The sequence below is a fragment of the Microbulbifer sp. ABF4_148 genome (genome assembly GCF_056158985.1).
Map to the genome: position 1 here is coordinate 2,279,013 of NZ_JBSWUI010000001.1, position 21,297 is coordinate 2,300,309.

20 protein-coding genes are annotated in these 21,297 nt (G+C 57.4%); 9 read left to right on the forward strand and 11 right to left on the reverse strand.

From position 1 onward, the window contains the following. Positions 1–49: 49 nt before the first annotated feature. The 11 genes from mnhG to map all read right to left on the reverse strand — a co-directional run bounded on the left by mnhG (position 50) and on the right by map (position 10,681). Positions 50–442 (reverse strand): monovalent cation/H(+) antiporter subunit G, encoded by a 393-nt coding sequence (mnhG, locus tag ACXAD0_RS09885; RefSeq protein WP_475088239.1) that lies wholly within the window; start codon positions 440–442, stop codon positions 50–52. Further along, positions 435–719 carry an MrpF/PhaF family protein gene (locus tag ACXAD0_RS09890; RefSeq protein WP_475088240.1) on the reverse strand — a complete coding sequence of 95 codons (285 nt, stop codon included), beginning with the start codon at positions 717–719 and terminating at the stop codon, positions 435–437. Before ACXAD0_RS09890 ends, mnhG begins: the two co-directional genes overlap by 8 nt. Beyond that, positions 719–1,240 (reverse strand): Na+/H+ antiporter subunit E, encoded by a 522-nt coding sequence (locus tag ACXAD0_RS09895; RefSeq protein ID WP_475088242.1) that lies wholly within the window; start codon positions 1,238–1,240, stop codon positions 719–721. The genes ACXAD0_RS09890 and ACXAD0_RS09895 overlap by 1 nt, the downstream gene beginning before the upstream one ends. A 75-nt stretch (positions 1,241–1,315) precedes the next feature. After that, positions 1,316–1,768: a Rap1a/Tai family immunity protein gene (locus ACXAD0_RS09900; RefSeq protein WP_475088244.1), complete on the reverse strand. Its 453-nt coding sequence runs from the start codon at positions 1,766–1,768 to the stop codon at positions 1,316–1,318. 826 nt (positions 1,769–2,594) lie between these two features. Then, positions 2,595–3,725, reverse strand: a complete 1,131-nt coding sequence (dapE, locus tag ACXAD0_RS09905) for a succinyl-diaminopimelate desuccinylase (RefSeq protein WP_475088246.1) — start codon at positions 3,723–3,725, stop codon at positions 2,595–2,597. 82 nt (positions 3,726–3,807) lie between these two features. Further along, positions 3,808–4,839 carry a 2,3,4,5-tetrahydropyridine-2,6-dicarboxylate N-succinyltransferase gene (gene dapD / locus ACXAD0_RS09910; protein ID WP_475088248.1) on the reverse strand — a complete coding sequence of 344 codons (1,032 nt, stop codon included), beginning with the start codon at positions 4,837–4,839 and terminating at the stop codon, positions 3,808–3,810. Positions 4,840–4,851: 12 nt separating this feature from the next. Then, positions 4,852–5,196, reverse strand: coding sequence for an ArsC family reductase (locus ACXAD0_RS09915; protein WP_475088250.1), 345 nt, complete (start codon positions 5,194–5,196; stop codon positions 4,852–4,854). Further along, a complete protein-coding gene (nth, locus tag ACXAD0_RS09920; protein WP_475090350.1) occupies positions 5,193–5,846 on the reverse strand; it encodes an endonuclease III in 654 nt (217 codons plus the stop codon). The genes ACXAD0_RS09915 and nth overlap by 4 nt, the downstream gene beginning before the upstream one ends. Before the next feature lie 23 nt (positions 5,847–5,869). Continuing rightward, positions 5,870–7,042, reverse strand: a complete 1,173-nt coding sequence (gene dapC, locus ACXAD0_RS09925; protein ID WP_475088251.1) for a succinyldiaminopimelate transaminase — start codon at positions 7,040–7,042, stop codon at positions 5,870–5,872. Between the two features lie 54 nt (positions 7,043–7,096). After that, positions 7,097–9,817: a [protein-PII] uridylyltransferase gene (locus ACXAD0_RS09930; protein ID WP_475088252.1), complete on the reverse strand. Its 2,721-nt coding sequence runs from the start codon at positions 9,815–9,817 to the stop codon at positions 7,097–7,099. 93 nt (positions 9,818–9,910) lie between these two features. Then, positions 9,911–10,681 (reverse strand): type I methionyl aminopeptidase, encoded by a 771-nt coding sequence (gene map / locus ACXAD0_RS09935; RefSeq protein WP_475088253.1) that lies wholly within the window; start codon positions 10,679–10,681, stop codon positions 9,911–9,913. A gap of 328 nt (positions 10,682–11,009) precedes the next feature. Between map and rpsB the strand changes: the two genes are divergently transcribed. The 9 genes from rpsB (at position 11,010) to bamA (ending at position 21,279) form a co-directional block, all read left to right on the forward strand. Further along, complete coding sequence (rpsB, locus tag ACXAD0_RS09940) at positions 11,010–11,756, forward strand: 30S ribosomal protein S2 (protein ID WP_475088254.1); 747 nt, start codon at positions 11,010–11,012, stop codon at positions 11,754–11,756. A gap of 120 nt (positions 11,757–11,876) precedes the next feature. Then, entirely contained in the window at positions 11,877–12,740 is an 864-nt protein-coding gene (tsf, locus tag ACXAD0_RS09945) for a translation elongation factor Ts (protein ID WP_475088255.1), read from the forward strand. Positions 12,741–12,916: 176 nt separating this feature from the next. After that, a complete protein-coding gene (pyrH, locus tag ACXAD0_RS09950; protein WP_475088256.1) occupies positions 12,917–13,651 on the forward strand; it encodes a UMP kinase in 735 nt (244 codons plus the stop codon). Continuing rightward, on the forward strand, positions 13,651–14,208 hold the full coding sequence (gene frr / locus ACXAD0_RS09955; RefSeq protein ID WP_475088257.1) for a ribosome recycling factor: 558 nt from the start codon (positions 13,651–13,653) through the stop codon (positions 14,206–14,208). Before pyrH ends, frr begins: the two co-directional genes overlap by 1 nt. Beyond that, complete coding sequence (gene uppS, locus ACXAD0_RS09960) at positions 14,208–14,966, forward strand: polyprenyl diphosphate synthase (RefSeq protein ID WP_475088258.1); 759 nt, start codon at positions 14,208–14,210, stop codon at positions 14,964–14,966. Before frr ends, uppS begins: the two co-directional genes overlap by 1 nt. A 38-nt stretch (positions 14,967–15,004) precedes the next feature. Next, positions 15,005–15,850 (forward strand): phosphatidate cytidylyltransferase, encoded by an 846-nt coding sequence (locus tag ACXAD0_RS09965; protein WP_475088259.1) that lies wholly within the window; start codon positions 15,005–15,007, stop codon positions 15,848–15,850. Positions 15,851–15,946: 96 nt separating this feature from the next. After that, complete coding sequence (ispC, locus tag ACXAD0_RS09970; RefSeq protein WP_475088260.1) at positions 15,947–17,140, forward strand: 1-deoxy-D-xylulose-5-phosphate reductoisomerase; 1,194 nt, start codon at positions 15,947–15,949, stop codon at positions 17,138–17,140. Positions 17,141–17,194: 54 nt separating this feature from the next. Then, on the forward strand, positions 17,195–18,550 hold the full coding sequence (gene rseP / locus ACXAD0_RS09975) for an RIP metalloprotease RseP (protein WP_475088261.1): 1,356 nt from the start codon (positions 17,195–17,197) through the stop codon (positions 18,548–18,550). A gap of 119 nt (positions 18,551–18,669) precedes the next feature. Next, positions 18,670–21,279, forward strand: a complete 2,610-nt coding sequence (gene bamA, locus ACXAD0_RS09980; protein WP_475088262.1) for an outer membrane protein assembly factor BamA — start codon at positions 18,670–18,672, stop codon at positions 21,277–21,279. Positions 21,280–21,297 lie beyond the last annotated feature (18 nt).

Below are 21,297 nucleotides of genomic sequence, written 5' to 3' on the forward strand. Positions count from 1 at the left end.
CTGTGTTCTTCAGGCACAGCGAACTGGACAGCTTTTAGATGATTCTGTCTCAAGAGCTCTCCGCGGCTTCGATTCTCGAGGTCGACGCACTTTCCCGTGATGGCGTACCAGAACCGTCTGCGAGATCTGGCGTCTTCGCAGGATGGGTCAGGCGCAGAGCGCATAATTGGGCTGAGCGTGCCAGCGCGTGGCTGGCCGTGGGGCTGGTAAAGAAGATAAACAGCATAATCAATGCCAGCTTGAACAGTGCCAGACTCCACCCTGCTGCGAGCATGAGGCCACTGATGATCAGGAAAGTAGCCAGGGTGTCGGTAATACCTGCCGCATGCATACGGGAATAAAAATCCGGAAAACGCAGCAAGCCAACAGCGCCAGTCAGCATAAAAAAGCAGCCCAGGAGAAGCAGAGCGCCACTGGCATAGGTGAGTAACCAATCAATCACTTGCTGTCTCCGTTGCTTCACTGGTATTTCTCTGGCGAAACTCGAAATAACGCAGTACGCCAATCACACTGACAAAATTGATCAGTGCATAGACGAGCGCGATATCCAGAAATTCAGGTTTGCCGAATGTAAAACAGATGACGGCGATCAGTAGCACCGTCTTCGTCCCGAACATGTTTACTGCGAGAATGCGGTCGTGGATGGTCGGGCCCTTGACTGCGCGCACGAGCGCGAGAGCCATCACGACAAGCAGGGCGATCAGCGTTGCGTTCAGCATTACTTTTGCTCCCCAGCGGCAGCGCCCGGACTTTGACACTTTTCTGTCAACGCGAGAACCTGGTTTTCCATGTCTCCCTGCTTCAGCTCATCCAGCCCATTGCGGGTCAGCGCATGAACCAGAATTGAACGGTCATCGACATCGATGGCTACGGTGCCGGGTGTGAGGGTGATTGAGTTGGCATAGAGCACCTTGCCAAGGTCGGTACCCAGTTTGGTGGGAATGCGCTCGCTGCAGGGCGAGATGGCCGCGTTGCGGGAAAAAAGACCTTTCCACACGCAGGCGGCGACTTCCAGGTTGCTGGCAATAATCTTGCGAAACAGCCAGAAGTAATAGCGGGGCAGGGTGGCCCACAGCTCAAGTGGCAGCGATTCCCCGTCCACCACTTTCATGCGCCGGGCAATCAGGATGACGAAAACAACGGAGATCAGTCCGAACGAGAGGATCAGTGGCGTGTAGAGTCCGGAGTTGGTCAACCAGATAAACGCGAGAACGGCGAAAAGGCAAAAGGTGTAACGCATGAGTGATTTACTACAAGATCTTATTAGATACCTTTACGGAAGCCGCCCGCGAATAAACGCCGCGGCGGCACCGGTTTAGGGGTTAAGTACGTCTTTACAGCGGTAATGCTTTTCCAACACCGTCAGTATCGCGGATTCTGCCGTTGCATCCGCTTCGAACGGCTGCGAAAGTTCTGCCACCTTGGCGATCAGGATGTCGTGGGTTGTGGTCGTTGGGAGGCAGTAACGGCTACTCAGTCTTTGTTCCGCTTCATCTGAAAGTCGGCTGGCCCGGGTTTTAATGGCGCGGGCGACAAATTCGGAAGGACGCTCATCGACAGCAACAATATCCTTGCTTGCAGACAGGTAGCCATGAATAAAGGCCTGGCAGCTGGTTGCGAGCGCATTTTGCTCGCCAGCGTGATAGGTCTTGCAACCCTCCACCAGCTTCGTTGCCGTTAGGGGTTCGGCTAGTACACGGGTTGTCAGGCCAACTGTCAATACGACGACGGCCATCGGGGCAATCACTGCGTGCAGCGTTCGCTTCATACTCGTCACCTGTTATTTTTATTCATGTGCTTACCGCGGCATTGGCGAGGCCCTATCCGCATTGCATCACTGTGCCGATTTCGGCGCAGCGCGCTGTAAGTCGCATGCAGCCAGTGCTAAATCTTGCAGAGTTTTCGACGCTCGTCAAATGCGTACAGCTGCCATAAAAATCCATATTATTGATAGGAATGTATACAAACTTTGTTTCAATTATTCATTTAAAGCTTCAGTGGCGATTGGCTTGCAATATTTCAAAAGTTTCGATGGGCAGATGTATAGCTTTGACTGGTGGTTCACGAGGTGGCGCTGGAGATAGCTTCGGTCATAGCCAAAGCAGTAAAGAGTGGCGAGAACCGTGAATTGGCGGGCTGTTCCGGTCACCCTGGGTGCCCAGGGCAGGAGTGGCGCCTTTTGCTTTTTGGTCAGGCCAATCCCGTTGGTAAAACCGAGAACGGGACCCATTGCTCAGCGGTGGCAGTGCCGATCAGGCATCTGTCTTTCCGTGCGTCATTCGTTTGAGTGGCATGAATGCCAGAGATCGGTCGATTACCCGCTGGGGAGCTTGCGTCGACGTGCGGATCCCGTAGCCCTGCCGGTAGCGCGTTCAACTGGGAGGATTGTCGCGGTAACCCCCTGAGAATCAACAGAAGTGCGCACGGCGGTGGTGGACGCTCGCTACGAACGCGTGATGGTTTGGCCGGGAACAGCCCAGGATAGACGGATATTGAGGGGGTTCGTCGGGTTGGCGTAGCGCCAATAGCGTGGTGGCCTGAAGACAGCAGTCCGCGGAACGCATTCCGCCGACTGCTGATGTCACTGATTGGGCTCAGCGCGCGAGAAGGTTGCTGAGTATTTCGCGGTAGGTATCCTTCAGAATATCGAGGTCCGCCGCTTTCACGCACTCGTCCACTTTATGAATGGTGGCGTTTACCGGCCCCAGCTCCACCACTTGAGCGCCGGTGGGCGCGATAAAGCGGCCATCGGAGGTGCCACCCGCGGTAGATAGGACCGTTTCCTTGCCGGTCACCGCAAAGATGGCTTGCTGGGCGGCTTCGACCAGTGGGCCCTCTGCGGTGAGGAACGGTTGGCCCGAGAGCCTGAAATCAGCTTCGTACTTCAACTGGTGCTTATCGAGAATATCGCGGGCGCGTTGCTCGAGCTCCTCCGCCGTGGTTTCGGTAGAAAAACGCCAGTTGCAGATCAGGTTCACTTCGCCGGGAATGACATTGGTTGCACCGGTACCCCCATTGATATTGGAAACCTGGAAGCTGGTGGCTGGGAAAAAGTCGTTGCCGTCGTCCCACTGTTCCGCCGCCAGCTCCGCCAGGGCGGGTGCCAGCCCATGAACCGGGTTGTCGGCCAGGTGCGGGTAGGCCACATGACCCTGAATCCCAATGATCTTAAGCCAGAGACCGAGGGAGCCTCGGCGACCATTCTTGATGACGTCCCCAACCTGATCGGTACTGGACGGCTCGCCGACCAGGCACCAATCGATTTTCTCGTCCTGTTCTTCAAGCCACTCGACGACTTTCACGGTGCCGTTGTCTGCCGGGCCTTCCTCATCACTGGTAATCAAAAAAGCGATGCGACCCGTGTGGTCGGGATGTGCGGCGACGAACTCTTCACAGGCGACCACCATGGCCGCGAGTGAGCCTTTCATGTCGGCGGCGCCGCGGCCCAGCAGGTATCCATTTTGCACAATTGGGGCGAAAGGTGGGTTCTGCCAGTTTGCTTCCGGGCCGGTTGGCACGACATCAGTGTGCCCGGCGAATGCGAACAGCGGGCCGCCCTCTCCGCGGATTGCCCAAAGATTGTCGGTGTCTCCGCGGCGCAGGTAAGTGGCTTTAAAGCCAATTTTTTCGAGTCGCTCCATCATCAGGGGCATACAGCCCGCATCTTCAGGGGTGACAGAACGGAGACTAATCAGATCGGCGGCGAGTTGAACCGTGGGGGTCATTTGGGGGCACTTCCTTGGACTGCGAATTCATTTGGCTATGGGGCGGGCCCGGCCAATGCGATGGCCGGGCCAGGACTGTCGATCAGTTGCTGTGCAAAGCAGCGTTCAGCTCGACAGCGCTCTTGTTCGTCAGGCATTCGACTGCACCATTGGTGGAGTTGCGACGGAAGAGCAGGTCGGGTTTGCTGGCCAGGTCCCGGGCTTTGACAGACTCCACCAGCTTACCGTTGTCATCCAGTAAGGCCACTTTGGTGCCGGCGGTCAGGTAAAGACCGGATTCAACCGTACAGCGGTCACCCAGCGGAATGCCGATGCCGGCGTTCGCGCCGATCAGACAGTTATCGCCGACCGCAATGATGATATTGCCTCCGCCGGAAAGTGTGCCCATGGTGGAGCAGCCGCCGCCCAAATCGGAGCCCGCGCCGACGAAAACGCCCGCGGAAATGCGGCCCTCAATCATACCGGGACCTTCGGTGCCGGCGTTAAAGTTGACGAAGCCTTCATGCATGATGGTGGTGCCTTCGCCCAGGTAGGCACCCAGGCGAACTCGCGCAGTATGGGCAATGCGAACGCCCGCGGGTACCACGTAGTTGGTCATCTTGGGGAACTTGTCCACGCAGGATACTTCCAGCAGCTCGCCCTTGAGGCGCGCTTCCAGCTGGCGCTGGGGCAGTTCGTCCAGGTCGATGGCGCCCTGATTGGTCCAGGCAACGTTGGCGAGCTTGCCGAAGATTCCGTCCAGATTGGTGCCGTGGGGCTTGACCAGGCGGTGCGAGAGTAGGTGTAGCTTCAGGTAGGCTTCCGGCACCGTTTGCGGCGCGCTGTCTTTTGTCAGCACGACGGCAACCAGCGGGCGCTGGGTGTTGCCAAACTGCGCGAGGATCTCTGCCTGATCTGCGGCACCGGCGGCGGCGAGCTTTTCTGCCAGCGGCGCCAGTTGGGCCGGATCCAGCGCGACGGTGCTGTTGCTGGCGCCGGTGCCCAGTACGTCATTGACGGCTGCGGAGACTTCCTTGCTCGGCGCAAGCAGGGGCTGGGGGAAGAAGACTTCCAGCCATTCTCCCTTGCCGTTGCAGGTGCCGACACCAAAACCGATGCTGTACAAATCGCTCATCAGAGTGTTTCCTTATTTAACCAGTTCCGCATATGCAGAGTCTTTGAATCCAAACAGGGTATTCGCCCCCGCGACCGCAACGGGGCGCTTGATCAGGGTGGGGGTTTCGCTGGCGAGGTCCAGCGCCAGATCGTTATTCATCCCGGTTTTTTGTTCATCGGAAAGCGCGCGCCAGCTGGTCGAGCGGCGATTCAATACCTGCTCCCAGCCAAACTCCGTCAACCAGGACTGCAGCGGAACGTCGGCCATGCCGTCCTCGCGAAAATCATGGAACTGATAATCCGCGCCGTTTTGATCGAGCCATTTGCGCGCTTTCTTGACGGTGTCACAGTTCTTGATGCCGTAAATCGTAATCATGCTTTTTTCGTCTTCTTGGGGTTTTTGCGAGCCGGATAGCAGGTTGTGCAGATTTCGCACACGGTACCGTCACAGCCTCTTGCTGAGCAGTACTCACGCCCGTAGAAAATGATCTGCAGGTGCAACTTGTTCCACTTGTCGCGCGGAAACACCCGTTTAAGGTCTTTTTCGGTTTGCGCGACGTTTTTTCCTGATGTGAGCCCCCAGCGTTGCGCGAGCCGGTGGATATGCGTATCCACCGGGAACGCCGGATGGCCAAAAGCCTGCGCCATCACAACACTGGCCGTCTTGTGGCCGACACCAGGAAGGGTCTCCAGTGCGGCCATATTCTCCGGCACTTCACCGTGGTATTCGTTGACGAGAATCTCGGAGAGCTTGCGGATTGCTTTGGCTTTTTGCGGCGACAGGCCGCAGGGACGGATCACCGCCTGAATTTCTTCGACAGGCACCTGTGCCATGTCCTGCGCATTGTCGGCCAGTTCCCAAAGTGCGGGCGTTACCTGGTTGACCCGTTCATCGGTGCACTGGGCCGAGAGCAGAACCGCGACCAGCAGGGTGTAGGAATCCTTGTGGTCGAGCGGAACCGGCGTTTCCGGATACAGTGCTTCGAGGCGCTGCAAAATATACTCGACGCGTTCCGCTTTCAGCAGGTTGCGTGGCGCGGCAGTCGTGCTCATCGGCAAAACTCCCGAATGCGCTCCGCGGCCTCAATACATTCTTCCAGTGTGGCGACCAGCGCGAGTCGCACGTGCTCTTCTCCCGGGTTCACGCCATTGCTTTCGCGCGCAAGAAACGCGCCTGGCAACACGGTAATATTTTGTTCCACGAATAGGTCGCGGGCGAAGGCTTCGCCGTCCCCCACGCGAGGCCAGAGATAGAAGCTGGCTTCGGGTTGCTGTACATCCAGCTGGTCGCCGAGTACGTCCAGGACAGCATCAAACTTCCTGCGGTACAGATCCCGGTTGGCCACGACATGGGTCTCGTCTTCCCAGGCGGCGGCAGAGGCGCATTGGGTCGGCATGGACATGGCACATCCATGGTAAGTGCGATAGAGCAGGAAGCGCTCAAGGATCTGTGCATCGCCGGCGACGAAGCCGGATCGCAGTCCAGGCAGGTTGGAGCGCTTGGAGAGGCTGTGGAAGGCAACGCAGCGCTGGTAATCGTTCCTGCCCATCTCGGTACAGGCCTGCAAAATACCCGCGGGCGGGCATTGCTCGTCAAAATACAATTCTGAATAGCACTCATCCGAGGCAATGACGAAGTCATGTGTGTCGGCAAGGCGAATCAGCTGCTGCAGCTCATCGATACCCAGCAGGGCGCCAGTGGGATTACCCGGCGTGCAGATATAGAGCAGATCGCACGCCTTCCAGACGGATTCTGGCACGGCATCAAAGTCTGGTTTGAACTGGTTGCTGGCGGTGCAATTGAGAAAATAGGGCGTTGCCCCTGCCAGCAGCGCCGCACCTTCGTAAATTTGGTAAAAGGGATTCGGCATCAGTACCTGGCTGCCCGGTCGCACCACGGTCTGGGCGAAGGCGAACAGGGCCTCCCGGGTGCCATTGACGGGCAGTACCTGGCTCTCCGCATCAATCTGGGTCAGATGAAACCGTTGTTGCAGCCAGTTGGCAATCGCCGTGCGCAGTGCGTCTGAGCCTTTTGTCAGAGGGTAGGCGCCGAGCTTATCGAGATTCGCCACCAGCGTGTCGGTGACAAAGTCCGGGCCACTGTGCTTGGGCTCGCCGATAGAAAGCGCGATATGGGGCTTGTCTGCGGGCGTCAGTCCGCTCTTGAGTGAAGCCAGCTTGGCAAAAGGATAGGGCTGCAGTTTTTCCAGATTGGGATTCATGTTGATTCTGTTGTTGTCGCGCAGCAGGCGCTGCCTTATGTCCGATTCTCTGTTTTACTGGGGTGAGGGGGCCTGGTGTGCATCCAGTTCCCGGCAGATGGTTTGTTCCAGCTCGCGATTGAAGGCCGCGTCTTTAAGCGGATTCCCGTCGGCATCGGTGATATGGAAAATATCTTCGACGCGCTCTCCCAGCGTGGCAATTTTGGCATTTTGAATGCGCAGGTCGTGGTCGACAAAGATGCGGGCGATGCGCGCAAGAAGGCCCGGTCGGTCGGCACTGCTGATTTCCAGTGTGCTGTAGCTGTCACCGGGTTCTGTCCACAGGCTGGCGCTGGTGGCCAACTCAAACATCTTTAGGCGCCGCGAGGTGCGGCGACGAATCAGTTTGGAGTATTCCTCAACCAGTGCCAGTTCGCCCTGCAGGGTTTCTCTGATACGAACCAGTCGTTCGGGGTCGTCCACCAATGGCTGGCCCGCATCGTCAAGAATATAGAACGTGTCGAGGGTGTGGCCGGAGGCAGCATTGTAGAGGCGTGCATCGTGGATGCTCAGGTTAAGCATATCGAGACCCGTCACTACCGCTGCGAACACGTTGGGACGGTCCGGCGTATAAATAAATACTTCGGTAGCGCCGTCGTGTTCTCCCGGCCCGGAGTTTCTGACCAGCACGAGCGAGGTGTTTGCGGCCTCGCCGCCGGCGTCGGTTCTGAGCTGGTGAATGGCAGCCGTGTGCCAGGTAATACTGTCTGCTGTTTCGCGGACAAAGTAATCCTCGCCCATCTGCGCCCAGATCTCCTCGATCGCGGCCTGGGGTAATCCCATGGCACGGAGCAAGCCCATGGCCTGGCAGCGCGTCTCTTCGATGATCTCCTCGCGATCGATGGGGTTCTCCAGTCCGCGGCGAAGCGCATCCCGCGTCGACTGGTACAGCTGTCGCAACAGACTCGCGCGCCAGCTGTTCCAGAGTTCGGGATTAGTGGCATTGATGTCGGCTACGGTCAGGGCGTAGAGGTAGTCCAGGTGCTCTCGATCACCGACCTCTGCGGCGAAGGCGTGGACGACGTCGGGGTCGCTGATGTCCTGCTTCTGGGAAACTGCGCTCATCAACAGGTGCTTTTCTACCAGCCAGCACACCAGTCGACGGTCACGCCCTGGCAGCCCGTGGCGACGGCAAAATGCGTCGGCATCCGCGACGCCGAGCTTTGAATGGTCTCCACCCCGTCCCTTGGCGATATCGTGGTACAGCCCGGCAATGTACAGCAGTTCCGGCTTGCGCAACCGGGTCAGGACCTCTGCGGCGATTGGGAACTTCTCGCGCGCTTCCGGGCTGCGGAAACTACGCATATTGCGCACAACTTGCAGGGTGTGTGCATCGACCGTGTAAATATGGAACAGGTCGTGCTGCATCTGTCCGGTGACGCGACCGAATTCCGGCAGGTAGCGGCCGAGAATGCCGTAGCGGGTCATGCGCGACAGCTGGCTGGACAGCCCGCGCCTGGAGCGTAGCAATTGCATAAACAGCTCGGCGTTCCTGGGGTCCGCGCGAAAGCGCTCGTCGATCAGGTAGCGGTTTTCGCGAATCAGGCGAATGGTCGAGGCGCGCACATCGGCGATCGCCGGGTTCTCTGCCATCAGGACGAATATTTCCAGCAGGGCAGAGGGGTTTTCTTCAAAGACTTTCGTCAGCGTGGCCTCGATGGTGTCGTCGCGCAGCTGGAAGCGTTCGTTGATGGGGGTGACGCTCTGGCTCTTGCCCCGTTGCAGGATGGCTTCATTCAAGAACTGCAGCAATACATCATTGAGCTCCCGCAATGCCATGACGATGCGGTAGTAGTTGTGCATAAACTGCTCAACGGCGAGCTGGGTGTCATTGTCGACGTAGCCAAACTGCTTGGCCAGCTCCCGCTGGTAGTCAAATAGCAGGCGTTCTTCGGCGCGCCCGGCGAGCAGGTGGAGGCCGTAACGAACGCGCCATAGAAAGTCTTCGCCGGATTGCAGGATTCCGTACTCCTCTTCGGTAAAGAAGCCTTTACCCTGCAATTGCTTCAATGTGCGGACACGGAAATAGCGCTTGGCCACCCAGCCGATGGTCTGGATGTCGCGGAGCCCACCCGGAGCGTTCTTGATGTTTGGTTCGAGGTTGTATTCTGCCGATTGCAGGCGGTTGTGGCGTTCCTGCTGCTCGGTAAATTTCGCGCTGAAAAATTCTTTGGCCGGCCACAGGGCGTCTGGTGACATGCCCTCGTTGAGTCTCGCTCGCAGGTTGTCGTCACCGACGACCGTGCGACACTCCATCAAGTTGGTGGCGACCGTAATATCCTGAGCGGCCATTTCCAGGCAGTGCTGTATGGAGCGCACTGAGTGGCCGATGTCGAGACCAAGGTCCCAGAGAAACGCTACCAGTCGCTCAATATTGTCTTTGACGGCTTCCGCGTCGCCATCGCTGGTTAAGATCAGGAGGTCGATATCGGAATGGGGGTGCAGTTCGCCGCGTCCGTAACCGCCCACCGCCAGCAGGCTGATGCCCTCCGGCCACTGGAACTGGTGCCAGGCGTAGTGAAGGATGCAGTCGACGAAGAGGGCGCGCTCGTACACGAGCGTGCGGACGTCTTCCCCCTCTTCAAAGCGCTGGCGCATCTGGGTGTCTGCAGCGCCAATGGCATCTTTGAAGGTTTCCAGGGTCGGCTTGGCATCATCGGCCAGCGCCTTGCGGAAGCGCGCCTGGTCAAAAAAGAACAGGGGGCGGGTAAAGTAGGGTGTATTGGCCAACTGCATCGATCAATTCCTTGAGCCTGGGCGGGAAGGCGGCTGTAGGCCGCCGCCTTCATCCTGAAAGCACCGATTGGAGCCTGGTGGGTGTTCCGCCGATCAGAAACTCTCTTCGCTGCGGGCCGTGAGTACCTCGACCCCATTACTGGTCACAACCATCGTGTGTTCCCACTGGGCGGACAAGCGGCGGTCAGAGGTGACTGCCGTCCAGCCGTCGCGCAACACACGGGTTCCGGGTTTGCCGGCATTGATCATGGGCTCGATGGTGAAGGTCATGCCTTCCTCCAGCGCCTGGCCGGTGCCCGGCTTGCCGTAGTGCAGGATTTGCGGGTCTTCGTGAAACACGTTCCCAATGCCGTGGCCGCAGAAGTCACGGACCACCGAGTAGTAGTTCTTCTCTGCGTGCTGCTGGATCACGTGGCCGATATCGCCGAGGGTGGTGCCTGGGCGGACGATTTCGATGGCTTTATACAGGCATTCCTGGGTCACGCGCACCAGACGCTCGGAATGGGTGGCCGGCTTGCCCACGAAGTACATCTTGCTGGTGTCGCCATACCAGCCATCTTTGATCACGGTGACGTCAATATTAATAATGTCGCCTTTTTTCAGTACCTTGGCTTCCGACGGGATGCCATGGCAGACGACCTCATTGACGGACGTGCAGATCGACTTGGGAAAGCCGCGGTAGCCCAGGCAGGCGGGAATCGCGTCCTGAACATTGACGATATAGTCATGACAGCGGCGGTCGAGTTCCTCGGTAGTGACCCCGGGTACTACATATTCGCCGATCATCTCCAAAACCTCGGCGGCAAGGCGGCCGGCGGTGCGCATTTTGGCAATCTGTTCGGGGGTTTTGATGGCTGTCGTCATGATTTGTCCGGGTACCTACCTTCTGGGGTGCATGCGGGCCTCTCCCGCGGGGCGCGCTATTGTAGCGGAATCGGCGACAGCCGGCACCCGCTGGTCCAATTCTCCTTCAGGGTACGCTTCCAGCCCGCGAGAGAATATGGTATAAAGCGCGCCGCTTCGGGTGGTTCACCCGGGGTGAATACCTAAACGTCACACACACACCGGCACATGTGCCTGGGTGTCCTGCAGGGAATCCTGCGGGATTGGTTCATGGGGTGTGTGGAGGATATAACCCGGAAAGTCCAGTCCGAAGTGTCGACGGGCTTTCGTTGAGAAATTGAGGTTTATTATGCCGCAAGTCAGCATGCGCGATATGCTGCAGGCTGGTGTCCACTTTGGTCACCAGACTCGCTACTGGAACCCGAAGATGGGTGAATACATCTTTGGCGCCCGCAACAAGATCCACATCATTAACCTTGAGCACACTGTTCCGGCTTTCAACGAGGCCCTGCAAGTGATCAAGGGCATGGCCGCTCAGAAGAAGAAAATCCTGTTCGTTGGTACCAAGCGTGCCGCACAGAAGTCCGTTCAGGAGCAGGCTGAGCGCGCAGGCCAGCCGTACGTCAGCAACCGCTGGCTCGGTGGTATGCTCACCAACTACAAGACCATCCGTGCTTCCATCAAGCGCTTCCGTGACCTCCAGATCCAGTCTGAAGACGGTACCTTCGAGAAGCTGACCAAGAAAGAAGCGCTGATGCGTACCCGCACCATGGAGAAGCTTGAGCGCTCCATCGGTGGTATCAAGGACATGGGCGGCCTGCCGGACGCACTGTTCGTGATCGACGTTGAGCACGAGCGTATTGCGATTCAGGAAGCCAACAAGCTGGGTATCCCCGTTATCGGTATCGTTGATACCAACAGTGATCCGGCTGGCGTTGACTACGTGATCCCTGGCAACGACGACGCGATTCGCGCGATCAAGCTGTACACCACTGCAGTAGCTGATGCCGTTCTGGCTGGCGCTGCTGAAGCGGGTACCGCTGCAGCCAAGGATGAGTACGTCGAAGCAAGTGACGACGAAGCCGCTGCAGAATAATCAGCAGGGCACAACGGTGTAACAGAGACACGTTACACTGGAAAGCGAAAAGGGGCCCGACAATCGGCCCCTTTTTTTCAAATCCTAATTATTTAGTGTTAGACACCCGAGGATTGAGTCATGGCGATTACCGCGTCAATGGTAAAAGAACTGCGCGAGCGCACTGGTTTGCCGATGATGGAGTGCAAAAAAGCACTGGCAGCGGCTGACGGCGATATCGAAAAAGCGATTGAAGACCTGCGTAAGGCATCTGGCCTGAAGGCAGCCAAGAAGGCTGGTCGTACTGCTGCGGACGGCGTTGTTGCCGCAAAAGTTGCCGAAGATGGCAGCTTTGGTGTGCTGGTTGAGGTGAACTCCGAGACCGACTTCGTTGCTCGAGACGACAATTTCCAGGCTTTCGTTGGCAAGGTTGTGGACAAGGCATTCGCCGAGCGCCAGAACGACGTTGCTGCACTGATGGAAGGTGAGCTGGAAAATGCGCGCGAAGCGCTGGTTCAGAAAATTGGTGAGAACATCGGCGTGCGCCGTATCCAGCTGGTTGAAGCGCCGGTTGTCGGTGCCTACGTGCACTCCAATAACCGTATCGCTGCTCTGGTCGCGCTGTCCGGTGGTGAAGCTGAGACTGCACGCGACGTCGCCATGCACGTGACTGCGGTTAACCCGCAGGTCGCCAAGCCGGAAGATATGCCGGCTGACGTGCTGGAGAAGGAAAAGGAAATCATCAAGGCTCAGCCGGATATGGAAGGCAAGCCTGCAGAGATCGTCGAGAAGATGATGGGCGGTCGAATCAAGAAGTTCCTGAAGGAAAACAGCCTGGTCGAGCAGCCGTTCGTCAAGAACCCGGACGTGACTATCGGCAAGCTGGTCAAGGATCAGGGTGCTGAAGTAGCCTCTTTCATCCGCTTTGAGGTTGGTGAGGGTATCGAGAAGGAAGAAGTTGACTTCGCTGCGGAAGTGGCGGCTCAGGTCAAGTCTACTTCCTGATTCCCGCGGCGCATCGGGCCAGGGGTCAGATGCGCCGTCAGCGGCCCTGAAAGGGTCGCCTGCAGAGGGGTGCCATCGATGGGTTCCAGGATCCATTGTGGCGCCCCTCTGTGTAAATGACCGAAATTGTTGTAATGTTCGGCGGCAACACTCGCCATCAGGACAGAGGAAGATCGATGCCCGGTATCAAAGACCGTAAGTACAAGCGAATCCTGTTGAAGCTCAGTGGCGAAGAGCTCATGGGCGATCAGGGCTTTGGGATCAGCCCCAAAGTCCTCGATAAGATGGCCCTCGAGATTGGCCAGTTGGTCGGTATTGGGGTGCAGGTCGGTCTGGTAGTCGGTGGTGGCAATCTATTCCGCGGTGCCGCCCTCAGTGAGGCTGGTCTTGATCGGGTGACCGGCGACCATATGGGAATGCTGGCGACCGTTATGAACGCGCTGGCATTGCGAGACGCGCTGGAGCGCTCGAATATTTCTTCCCGGGTGATGTCTGCGATCCAAATGAGCGGTATCGTTGACCATTACGATCGCCGCGCTGCAATCCGTTATCTGGAGCGCGGAGAAGTCCTGATTTTTGCGGCTGGAACCGGCAACCCATTCTTTACCACCGACTCTGCCGCCTGTTTGCGTGGCATTGAGATCGAGGCGGAGATGGTCCTGAAAGCGACCAAAGTGGATGGCGTCTACTCCGCGGATCCCAAACTGGATCCGACTGCGACCAAGTACGACCAGCTGACCTATGACGAGGTTCTGGACAAGAAGCTGGGGGTTATGGACCTGACGGCAATCTGTCTGTGTCGCGAGCATAATATGCCCGTACGGGTTTTCCGCATGGATAAAACCGGGGCTCTACTGAATATCGTGGTTGGCGGCGAAGAAGGCACGCTAATTGAAGAGGAAGTGAAATAATGATTGACGAAATCAAGCAGGAAGCCCGTCAGCGTATGAGTAAGGCGCTGGACGCTCTGGGTTCCAACTTCAATAAAATCCGTACCGGACGTGCGCATCCCAGCATCCTAGATGGCATCCACGTATCGTATTACGGTTCGGATACCCCCCTTTCCCAGGTCGCCAATATTACGGTCGAGGATGCTCGCACCCTGTCCGTGACCCCGTGGGAAAAGAACCTGGTCCCGGACATTGAGAAGGCGATCATGAAGTCCGATCTCGGTCTGAACCCGAGCACCGCCGGAGCCGTGATTCGCATCCCGATGCCCATGCTGACAGAAGAAACCCGCAAGAACTTTATTCGCCAGGCCAAGGGCGAGGCGGAAACTGCTCGGGTATCTATCCGTAACATCCGCCGTGATTCGCTCGGCGAGGTGAAGGCGCTGCTCAAGGAGAAGGAAATCTCCGAGGACGACGAGCGTCGCGCAAATGACGAGATCCAGAAAATTACTGATCAGTTTGTGGCCGATGTAGACAAGGCGCTGGCAGTCAAAGAAAAGGATTTGATGGAAATCTGATGACGGTTGTTCCCGCGGAAACACCACCGTCGACAATGGGGCCACGCCATGTCGCCATCATTATGGATGGCAACGGGCGCTGGGCCGCCAGTCGCGGTCTGCCGCCGTCGGCCGGGCACAAGGCCGGTGTAGAGCGGATCCGGGATTTACTGTCTGCCTGCCGGGAACGCGGGGTGGAAGCCCTGACGTTGTTCGCGTTTTCCAGTGAAAACTGGCAGCGTCCACCCAAAGAGGTGGAGATGCTGATGACACTGTTTCACTCCTATTTACGCCGAGAAGCGCGCCGGATGTGCGAGGAAGGGGTGGAGCTGCGAGTCATCGGCAGGCGGGATCGTTTTTCAGCCCGATTGCAGAGAGCCATTGAAGAAGCGGAAGCACTGACTTCCGGTGGGAAGAGCGGCACTCTGGTTATCGCGGCTGATTATGGTGGCCGTTGGGATATCGCGCAGGCCGCCCGAACGCTGGCAGAAGAAGTGGCGAGCGGGCAGCGGACCGCGGAAAGTATCACTGAAGAATCACTTTCCGAACGGGTCCAGTTGGCAGATCTACCACCTGTGGATTTGCTCGTGCGCTCGAGCGGCGAGCAGCGAATTAGCAATTTCATCCTGTGGCAGTGTGCCTACAGCGAGCTTTATTTTACTGACACCCTCTGGCCAGATTTCGGCGAGCGAGAGCTCGATGCCGCAATTGCAGCCTACGGCCGGCGCGATCGCCGGTTTGGCGGTCGGTCAGATGGTGAATTGGCCGCGCGGGCCTGAATCAAGCAACTAATTAGAAAATATCAAAGGGTTTTGCAGTGCTAAAACAAAGAATAATTACCGCGCTGATTTTGGTCGTACTGTTTCTGGCAGCGCTGTTTTTATTGCCGATGGAGTGGTTCACCATACTCACGGTCCTCGTGATCTTGTTGGGCGGCTGGGAGTGGGCCAATCTCTCTAACCTGAATCGTTCCCTGCGTTTTGTCTTTCTCGCGGCACTGGGTGTGACCCTGATCGGGGTGGCTCAGTACGTGTTCCGTATGGACTTTTCCAGTCCGGATACGGACAGGGTGCGACATATCCTGGCCATCGCTTGCGGTTGGTGGGCACTCGCCTTCCTGTGGGTCCAGAGTTACCCGGCCAGCGCGATGCTGTGGGGCAACCGTTGGATTCGCGGTCTGATCGGGCTGGTGGTGCTTGCACCTGCCTGGTTGTCTATCGTCATTCTGCGCGGCCTGGATCAGGGTGCCTGGCTGGTGCTTTTCCTGGTGGGTATCGTGGTGGCCGCCGATGTGGGTGCGTATTTCGTAGGGCGTCGGTTTGGCAAGCACAAGCTGGCACGTGAAGTGAGCCCTGGCAAAACCTGGGAAGGCTTTTTTGGAGGCCTGGGGGCCTGCCTGATTCTGGCCCTGATTATTTCCTACTATCTCGAGCTTCCGGCCAAAAATACCCTGTTATTTTCCTTTGGCGTGCTGGTGACGGCCGTGGCCTCTGTGGTTGGCGACCTGGTGGAAAGTATGTTCAAGCGCCATCGGGGTATCAAAGACAGTAGCCACATCTTGCCGGGGCATGGCGGTATTCTGGACCGGCTCGATAGCCTGTCGGCCGCGCTGCCGGTATTTACCATGGCCGCGCTGGCAGCAGAATTGCCGAAATATCTGTGACAGGGTCTGCCACGGGTGGCCCTGACACTTTCTTAGTCTGAGAACTCCGGACGGTATTGCCGGAGCCAGGTGAGATTCAGAGGTACAAGCGAGAAGATGCAATCCCCGCAACCGCAGTCTGTTTGCGTGCTTGGCTCAACCGGCTCCATTGGAGTCAGTACCTTGGACGTTCTGGCCCGGCATCCGGGTCAATACAAGGTGTTTGCGCTGACCGCAAATACCCGCCTGGAAGAGCTGGCGCAACAGTGCCGGCGTTTCAATCCTGTTTATGCCGTCGTTCCCTCGGAGGAGGGCAGTGCGCGCCTGCGTGACATGCTGGCGGTCGCGTGTCCGGACACCCGGGTTCTCTGGGGCGTTGAAGGGTTGTGTGAAGTGGCGTCTGCCGCGGAAGTCGATGTGGTCATGGCCGCGATCGTGGGCGCCGCCGGGTTGCGGCCCACCTTGGCTGCCGTGCAGGCCGGCAAGAAAGTGCTGCTGGCCAACAAGGAATCCCTGGTGATGGCGGGGCCCGTGTTTATGCGTGCCCTTGAGCAGGGTGGGGCGCAGCTGCTGCCGATCGACAGTGAGCACAATGCGATTTTCCAGTGTCTGCCGTATCCGTGCCGCAGCCTCCGTGAGGCGGGTGTCGAGAAGATTCTGCTGACCGGGTCAGGTGGCCCCTTCCGCACGCGCGAGCTGGATTCCCTGCATGGGGTTACCCCCGAAGAGGCTTGTGCACATCCCAACTGGTCCATGGGGCGCAAGATCTCGGTGGATTCCGCCACCATGATGAACAAGGGACTGGAATTTATCGAAGCGTGCTTTCTGTTTCACGCGGCCCCTTCGGACATTGATGTTGTGGTGCATCCGCAGAGCATCGTCCATTCGATGGTGCAATACTGTGATGGCTCGCTTCTGGCGCAAATGGGAAATCCGGACATGCGCACGCCGATTGCGCATGCATTGGCCTTTCCTGCCCGTATCGATAGCGGCGTAGCGGCGCTGGATCTGATCAGTCAGGGCAGGCTCGATTTTGAAGCGCCCGATGAGCAGCGTTTCCCCTGTCTGCGGTTGGCGCGCGAAGCAATGATGGCTGGTGGTAGTGTGCCGACCCTGGTCAACGCGGCAAATGAAATTGCCGTTGATGCATTTTTGAACGGTCGACTGTCGTTTACCCGCATTCCCGCTGTCATTGAGCAGGTGGTGGAATCGATCCCGTCGATTGAACTGAGCGGACTGGATGCAGTCGAAATTGCGGATCGCAGTGCGCGTGAGCTCGCCGTGCGCCTGATCGATTCTGAGTGCCCGTAGCGCATATAATGACGCAAATGCTGGCTGGCGCTGTGGCAAAGAGCTGAAAATAGTATGGATTTTGTACAAACCCTGATGTGGGCGCTGGTCGCTCTTGGAATCCTTGTCGCCTTTCACGAGTTCGGACATTTCCTCGTGGCGCGTCTTTGTGGTGTGAAAGTCCTCAGATTCTCTGTGGGTTTTGGCAAGCGGTTGTTCTCTCGCTACGATCGGCACGGTACTGAATTCACCCTCTCGGCGATCCCGCTCGGCGGCTATGTCAAAATGCTGGACGAGCGCGAGGGCAATGTCCCCGCCGCGGAGCTAAACCAGGCGTTTAACCGCAAAAGTGTCTGGGCCCGTATCGCCATTGCGGCTGCCGGGCCTGTCGCCAACTTCCTGTTGGCCATATTCCTGTATTGGGCTGTATTCCTCGGTGGCACAGCGGGCCCCATTCCTATTGTCAGCCAGGTGGCGCCCGATTCGATTGCGGCCGCTGCGGGACTGGAGGCGGGTCAGGAGATCGTTGCCGTCGATGGCGAGTCGACACCGACCTGGCAGGCACTGAACTGGCGCCTGGCCAACCGCATTGGCGATTCCGGTACGATCGAATTCACCGTCCGGTATCCGGATTCTGCCCTGGAGTATCACTCGGAAGCCGATATCGATCGCTGGCTGGCCGGGCGAGAAGTGCCTGATCCCGTGCGCGAAGCCGGTTTGACGATGTGGAGGCCGCCTGTCTCGATGATCATTGGCCTGGTGACCCCGGATAGCCCCGCCGCCGCTGCCGGGTTCGTGGTCGGCGATCGCGTGGTGGCGACCGATGGCAAAGCGTACGATTCCTTTGAGGATTGGAGCGCATATGTGCGCGCCCATCCCGGCCAATTGCTCACTGTTGAAGTAGACCGAGACGGAGAGCGTGTAGATCTGAGTGTTACCCCGCGTACTTTGAAGGATGACGAGGGGCAGGCGTATGGGCAGGTTGGGATTTCCCCGCTTGGCTCAGCCTGGCCCGAGGACAGGGTAAAACGCTACTCCTACGGTTTGGTGGGGGCCTTCCAGAAGGGCTTGCAGGAAACCTGGGAAAAGACCCTGTTTACCCTCAACAGCTTGAAGAAACTGGTGACAGGCGCGCTTTCCACCAAGAACTTGAGTGGTCCAATTACCATTGCTAAAGTGGCCGGCACCTCTGCAGACGCGGGCTGGCAGTCCTTCCTTTCCTTGCTGGCCCTGTTGAGCATCAGTCTTGGTGTACTCAACCTGTTGCCGATACCTGTGCTCGATGGTGGTCATTTATTGTACTACGGCATCGAGGCGATCAAGGGGTCGCCGGTGTCGGAACGGGTGCAAGTCATTGGCCTGCAGGTAGGGATGGCGATGGTGCTCGGCATTATGGCGCTTGCGCTATACAACGATATCTTGCGGTTGTAGGACATCCGTGTCGTCAGTCGCTCTGTGAGCGGAACCAAAACAACAAGTTGCCGTCTGAGAGGCGGTCGTGACGGGATACTTCCCGTTGGAAACTGGGAAAAAGAACTCGGAATTAGTAGATGAAAAACTTCCTGAAAGCCGCCTCCCTCGGTCTTGCTCTGCCCGTCAGCGCGCTGGCGCAATCGTTCGTGGTGAACGATATTCGCGTCGAAGGCTTGCAACGGGTGTCCGCGGGAACCGTATTCGCGGCGCTCCCGGTGCGCGTTGGAGACCAGATTGAGGGTGTTGAGGTCCAGAGCGCGACCCGCGCCCTGTTCCGTACCGGCTACTTTCAGGATATCCAGATTGGTCGGGAAAACGGTGTCCTGGTGATCACCGTGCGGGAGCGCCCCGCCATTTCCAAGATCGAAATTACCGGCAACAAGGCCATCAAGACTGAAGACCTCATGAAAGGTATGAGCGACAACGGTCTGGCGGAAGGGCAGATCTTCAAGCGTGCAACGCTGGAAGGATTGGCTCAGGAGCTGGAGCGTCAGTACGTTGCCCAGGGCCGCTATGGCGCGAGTGTGACGACCGAGGTCAAAGAGCTTCCGCGCAATCAGGTTGAATTGAAGGTCATCGTTGACGAAGGATCTGTTGCAGCGATCAAACATATCAATGTAGTCGGCAACTCGGTTTTCACTGATGAGGAATTGGCAGACATCTTTGAGCTGCGGACCACGGGCTGGCTGTCCTGGCTGCGTAGCGATGACAAGTACTCACGCGAAAAGCTGACCGGTGACCTGGAGCGTCTGGAATCTTACTATCTAGACCGCGGCTACCTGGATTTCAGTATTGATTCTACCCAGGTTTCACTGAGCCCTGACAAGCGCAGTGTATTCATTACCGTCAACATCACCGAAGGGGATATCTATAAGGTCAGTGATGTTGAGTTGGCGGGTGATCCCGTCGTGCCGGAAGCGGAAATCCGCCGCTTGCTACTGGTGCGCGAGGGCCAGAACTTCTCTCAGGTTCTGATGACCACCACCTCGGATTACATCACCAAGCGACTCGGTAACGAGGGTTATACGTTTGCTGAGGTCAATGGTATTCCGGAGCCTAATGAAGAAGATAAGACGGTAAAAGTCACCTTCTTTATTGATCCGGGCAAGCGTGCTTACGTACGCCGGATTAACTTCCGTGGCAATACCCGTACGTCTGACGAGGTACTGCGCCGCGAGATGCGCCAGATGGAGGCAGCCTCCGCATCATCAGCCCGTATTGAACAATCCAAGGTGCGCCTTGAGCGCCTCGGTTACTTTAAAGAGGTCCAGGTAGAAACGACAGAAGTGCCGGGTACTTCGGACCAGATTGATGTCGAGTATACGGTGGAAGAGCAGCCGTCCGGTACGCTCGGTGGCACCGTTGGCTATGCGCAGAATAGCGGCCTTGTATTGGGTGCCAATATTCAGGAAAACAACTGGCTGGGTACCGGCAAGACCGTGGGTGTGGCGATTAACACGTCTACCTATCAGTCCGTTGCGAATTTCTCCTATACGGATCCCTATTTCACTCCGGATGGTGTGAGCCGCGGTTTCAACGTGTTCTACCAGGAGCGGGATTACTCTGAGATTAATCTTGCGAGCTACAACACTAGCACCTATGGCGCCGGTATTAATTTCGGCTATCCCGTGTCGGAGATTTCGCGCGTGGGCCTGAATCTCGGCTTCTCCCATCTTGAGTTGGGCACTCAGACCAATTCGGTGAAAGAAATCCGTGAGACACCCCGGCCGATCGAGGGAGTTAATGAAGTTTTCTTGAATTCGCAGGCAAATCGTGACGCGATCGCCGCGGCCGTTGAAGCCGGTGAAGCCCTGGATCTCAGCATGCCGCTGGAAGATGGTCAGTTGAATACAGACCTGAATGGTTTCGTTGACCTCAATGGTGATGAGTTTGACTCATTCAGTGTGACCACGTCCTATGCGCGCTCGACCTTGAACCGCGGTATTCTTGCGACTCGTGGTGCGTCGCAGCGTGCCTCGATTGAAGTCGCGCTGCCCGGTGGTGATCTGGAATACTACAAGGCGATTTATACCGCCCAGTATTTCCGGCCGATTACCAAAGACCTGACGCTGCGTTTGCGCACCCGTCTCGGGTATGCGGACAGCTATGGTGACACCAGTGAGTTGCCATTCTTTGAGCACTTCTACGCGGGTGGTTTTGGATCGGTACGTGGTTTCGAGCGTAACACCCTGGGGCCACGCTCTACCCCTCCGACACCATATTCAACTACTTCATCGGTGGTGACGTTTGATGCAGCAGGTAATGTCGCCGGTGTCCCCTGTGCGGTGAATGCGAATGGTGTTGCCACGAAGTTCTGTTATTTGGAGTCGACAGCAGACGGCCAGCTTCTGGTGCAGAATTTTGGCAGTGAGCCGCAGCCGTTTGGTGGCAATATTCTGGTCGAAGGCAGTGCAGAGGTGATTTTCCCGATTCCCTTCGTGAAAGATCAGCGTTCCATGCAGTCGGCGTTCTTTATCGATGTGGGTAATGTTTTCGACAGTAGTTGTGGCGAAACCCAGATCAACTGTTTTGATCTGGATGCCAAGCAACTGAACGTCTCGGCTGGTGTCGGCCTGACCTGGATTACCGGTTTTGGCCCGCTGCAATTCAGTGTCGCCAAGGCGCTGGAGAAAAATGACGAAGATGAGATTGAGGTTTTCCAGTTCTCGCTGGGTAACAGTTTCTGATAGTCTTCAGTTCGGAAG

Coding starts and splice junctions, on each gene's coding strand:
- ACXAD0_RS09890 (WP_475088240.1), bottom strand. CDS start 719: ATGCTGAACGCAACGCTGATCGCCCTGCTTGTCGTGATGGCTCTCGCG.
- ACXAD0_RS09895 (WP_475088242.1), bottom strand. CDS start 1,240: ATGCGTTACACCTTTTGCCTTTTCGCCGTTCTCGCGTTTATCTGGTTG.
- ACXAD0_RS09900 (WP_475088244.1), bottom strand. CDS start 1,768: ATGAAGCGAACGCTGCACGCAGTGATTGCCCCGATGGCCGTCGTCGTA.
- dapE (WP_475088246.1), bottom strand. CDS start 3,725: ATGACCCCCACGGTTCAACTCGCCGCCGATCTGATTAGTCTCCGTTCT.
- dapD (WP_475088248.1), bottom strand. CDS start 4,839: ATGAGCGATTTGTACAGCATCGGTTTTGGTGTCGGCACCTGCAACGGC.
- ACXAD0_RS09915 (WP_475088250.1), bottom strand. CDS start 5,196: ATGATTACGATTTACGGCATCAAGAACTGTGACACCGTCAAGAAAGCG.
- dapC (WP_475088251.1), bottom strand. CDS start 7,042: ATGAATCCCAATCTGGAAAAACTGCAGCCCTATCCTTTTGCCAAGCTG.
- ACXAD0_RS09930 (WP_475088252.1), bottom strand. CDS start 9,817: ATGCAGTTGGCCAATACACCCTACTTTACCCGCCCCCTGTTCTTTTTT.
- map (WP_475088253.1), bottom strand. CDS start 10,681: ATGACGACAGCCATCAAAACCCCCGAACAGATTGCCAAAATGCGCACC.
- rpsB (WP_475088254.1), top strand. CDS start 11,010: ATGCCGCAAGTCAGCATGCGCGATATGCTGCAGGCTGGTGTCCACTTT.
- tsf (WP_475088255.1), top strand. CDS start 11,877: ATGGCGATTACCGCGTCAATGGTAAAAGAACTGCGCGAGCGCACTGGT.
- pyrH (WP_475088256.1), top strand. CDS start 12,917: ATGCCCGGTATCAAAGACCGTAAGTACAAGCGAATCCTGTTGAAGCTC.
- frr (WP_475088257.1), top strand. CDS start 13,651: ATGATTGACGAAATCAAGCAGGAAGCCCGTCAGCGTATGAGTAAGGCG.
- uppS (WP_475088258.1), top strand. CDS start 14,208: ATGACGGTTGTTCCCGCGGAAACACCACCGTCGACAATGGGGCCACGC.
- ispC (WP_475088260.1), top strand. CDS start 15,947: ATGCAATCCCCGCAACCGCAGTCTGTTTGCGTGCTTGGCTCAACCGGC.
- rseP (WP_475088261.1), top strand. CDS start 17,195: ATGGATTTTGTACAAACCCTGATGTGGGCGCTGGTCGCTCTTGGAATC.
- bamA (WP_475088262.1), top strand. CDS start 18,670: ATGAAAAACTTCCTGAAAGCCGCCTCCCTCGGTCTTGCTCTGCCCGTC.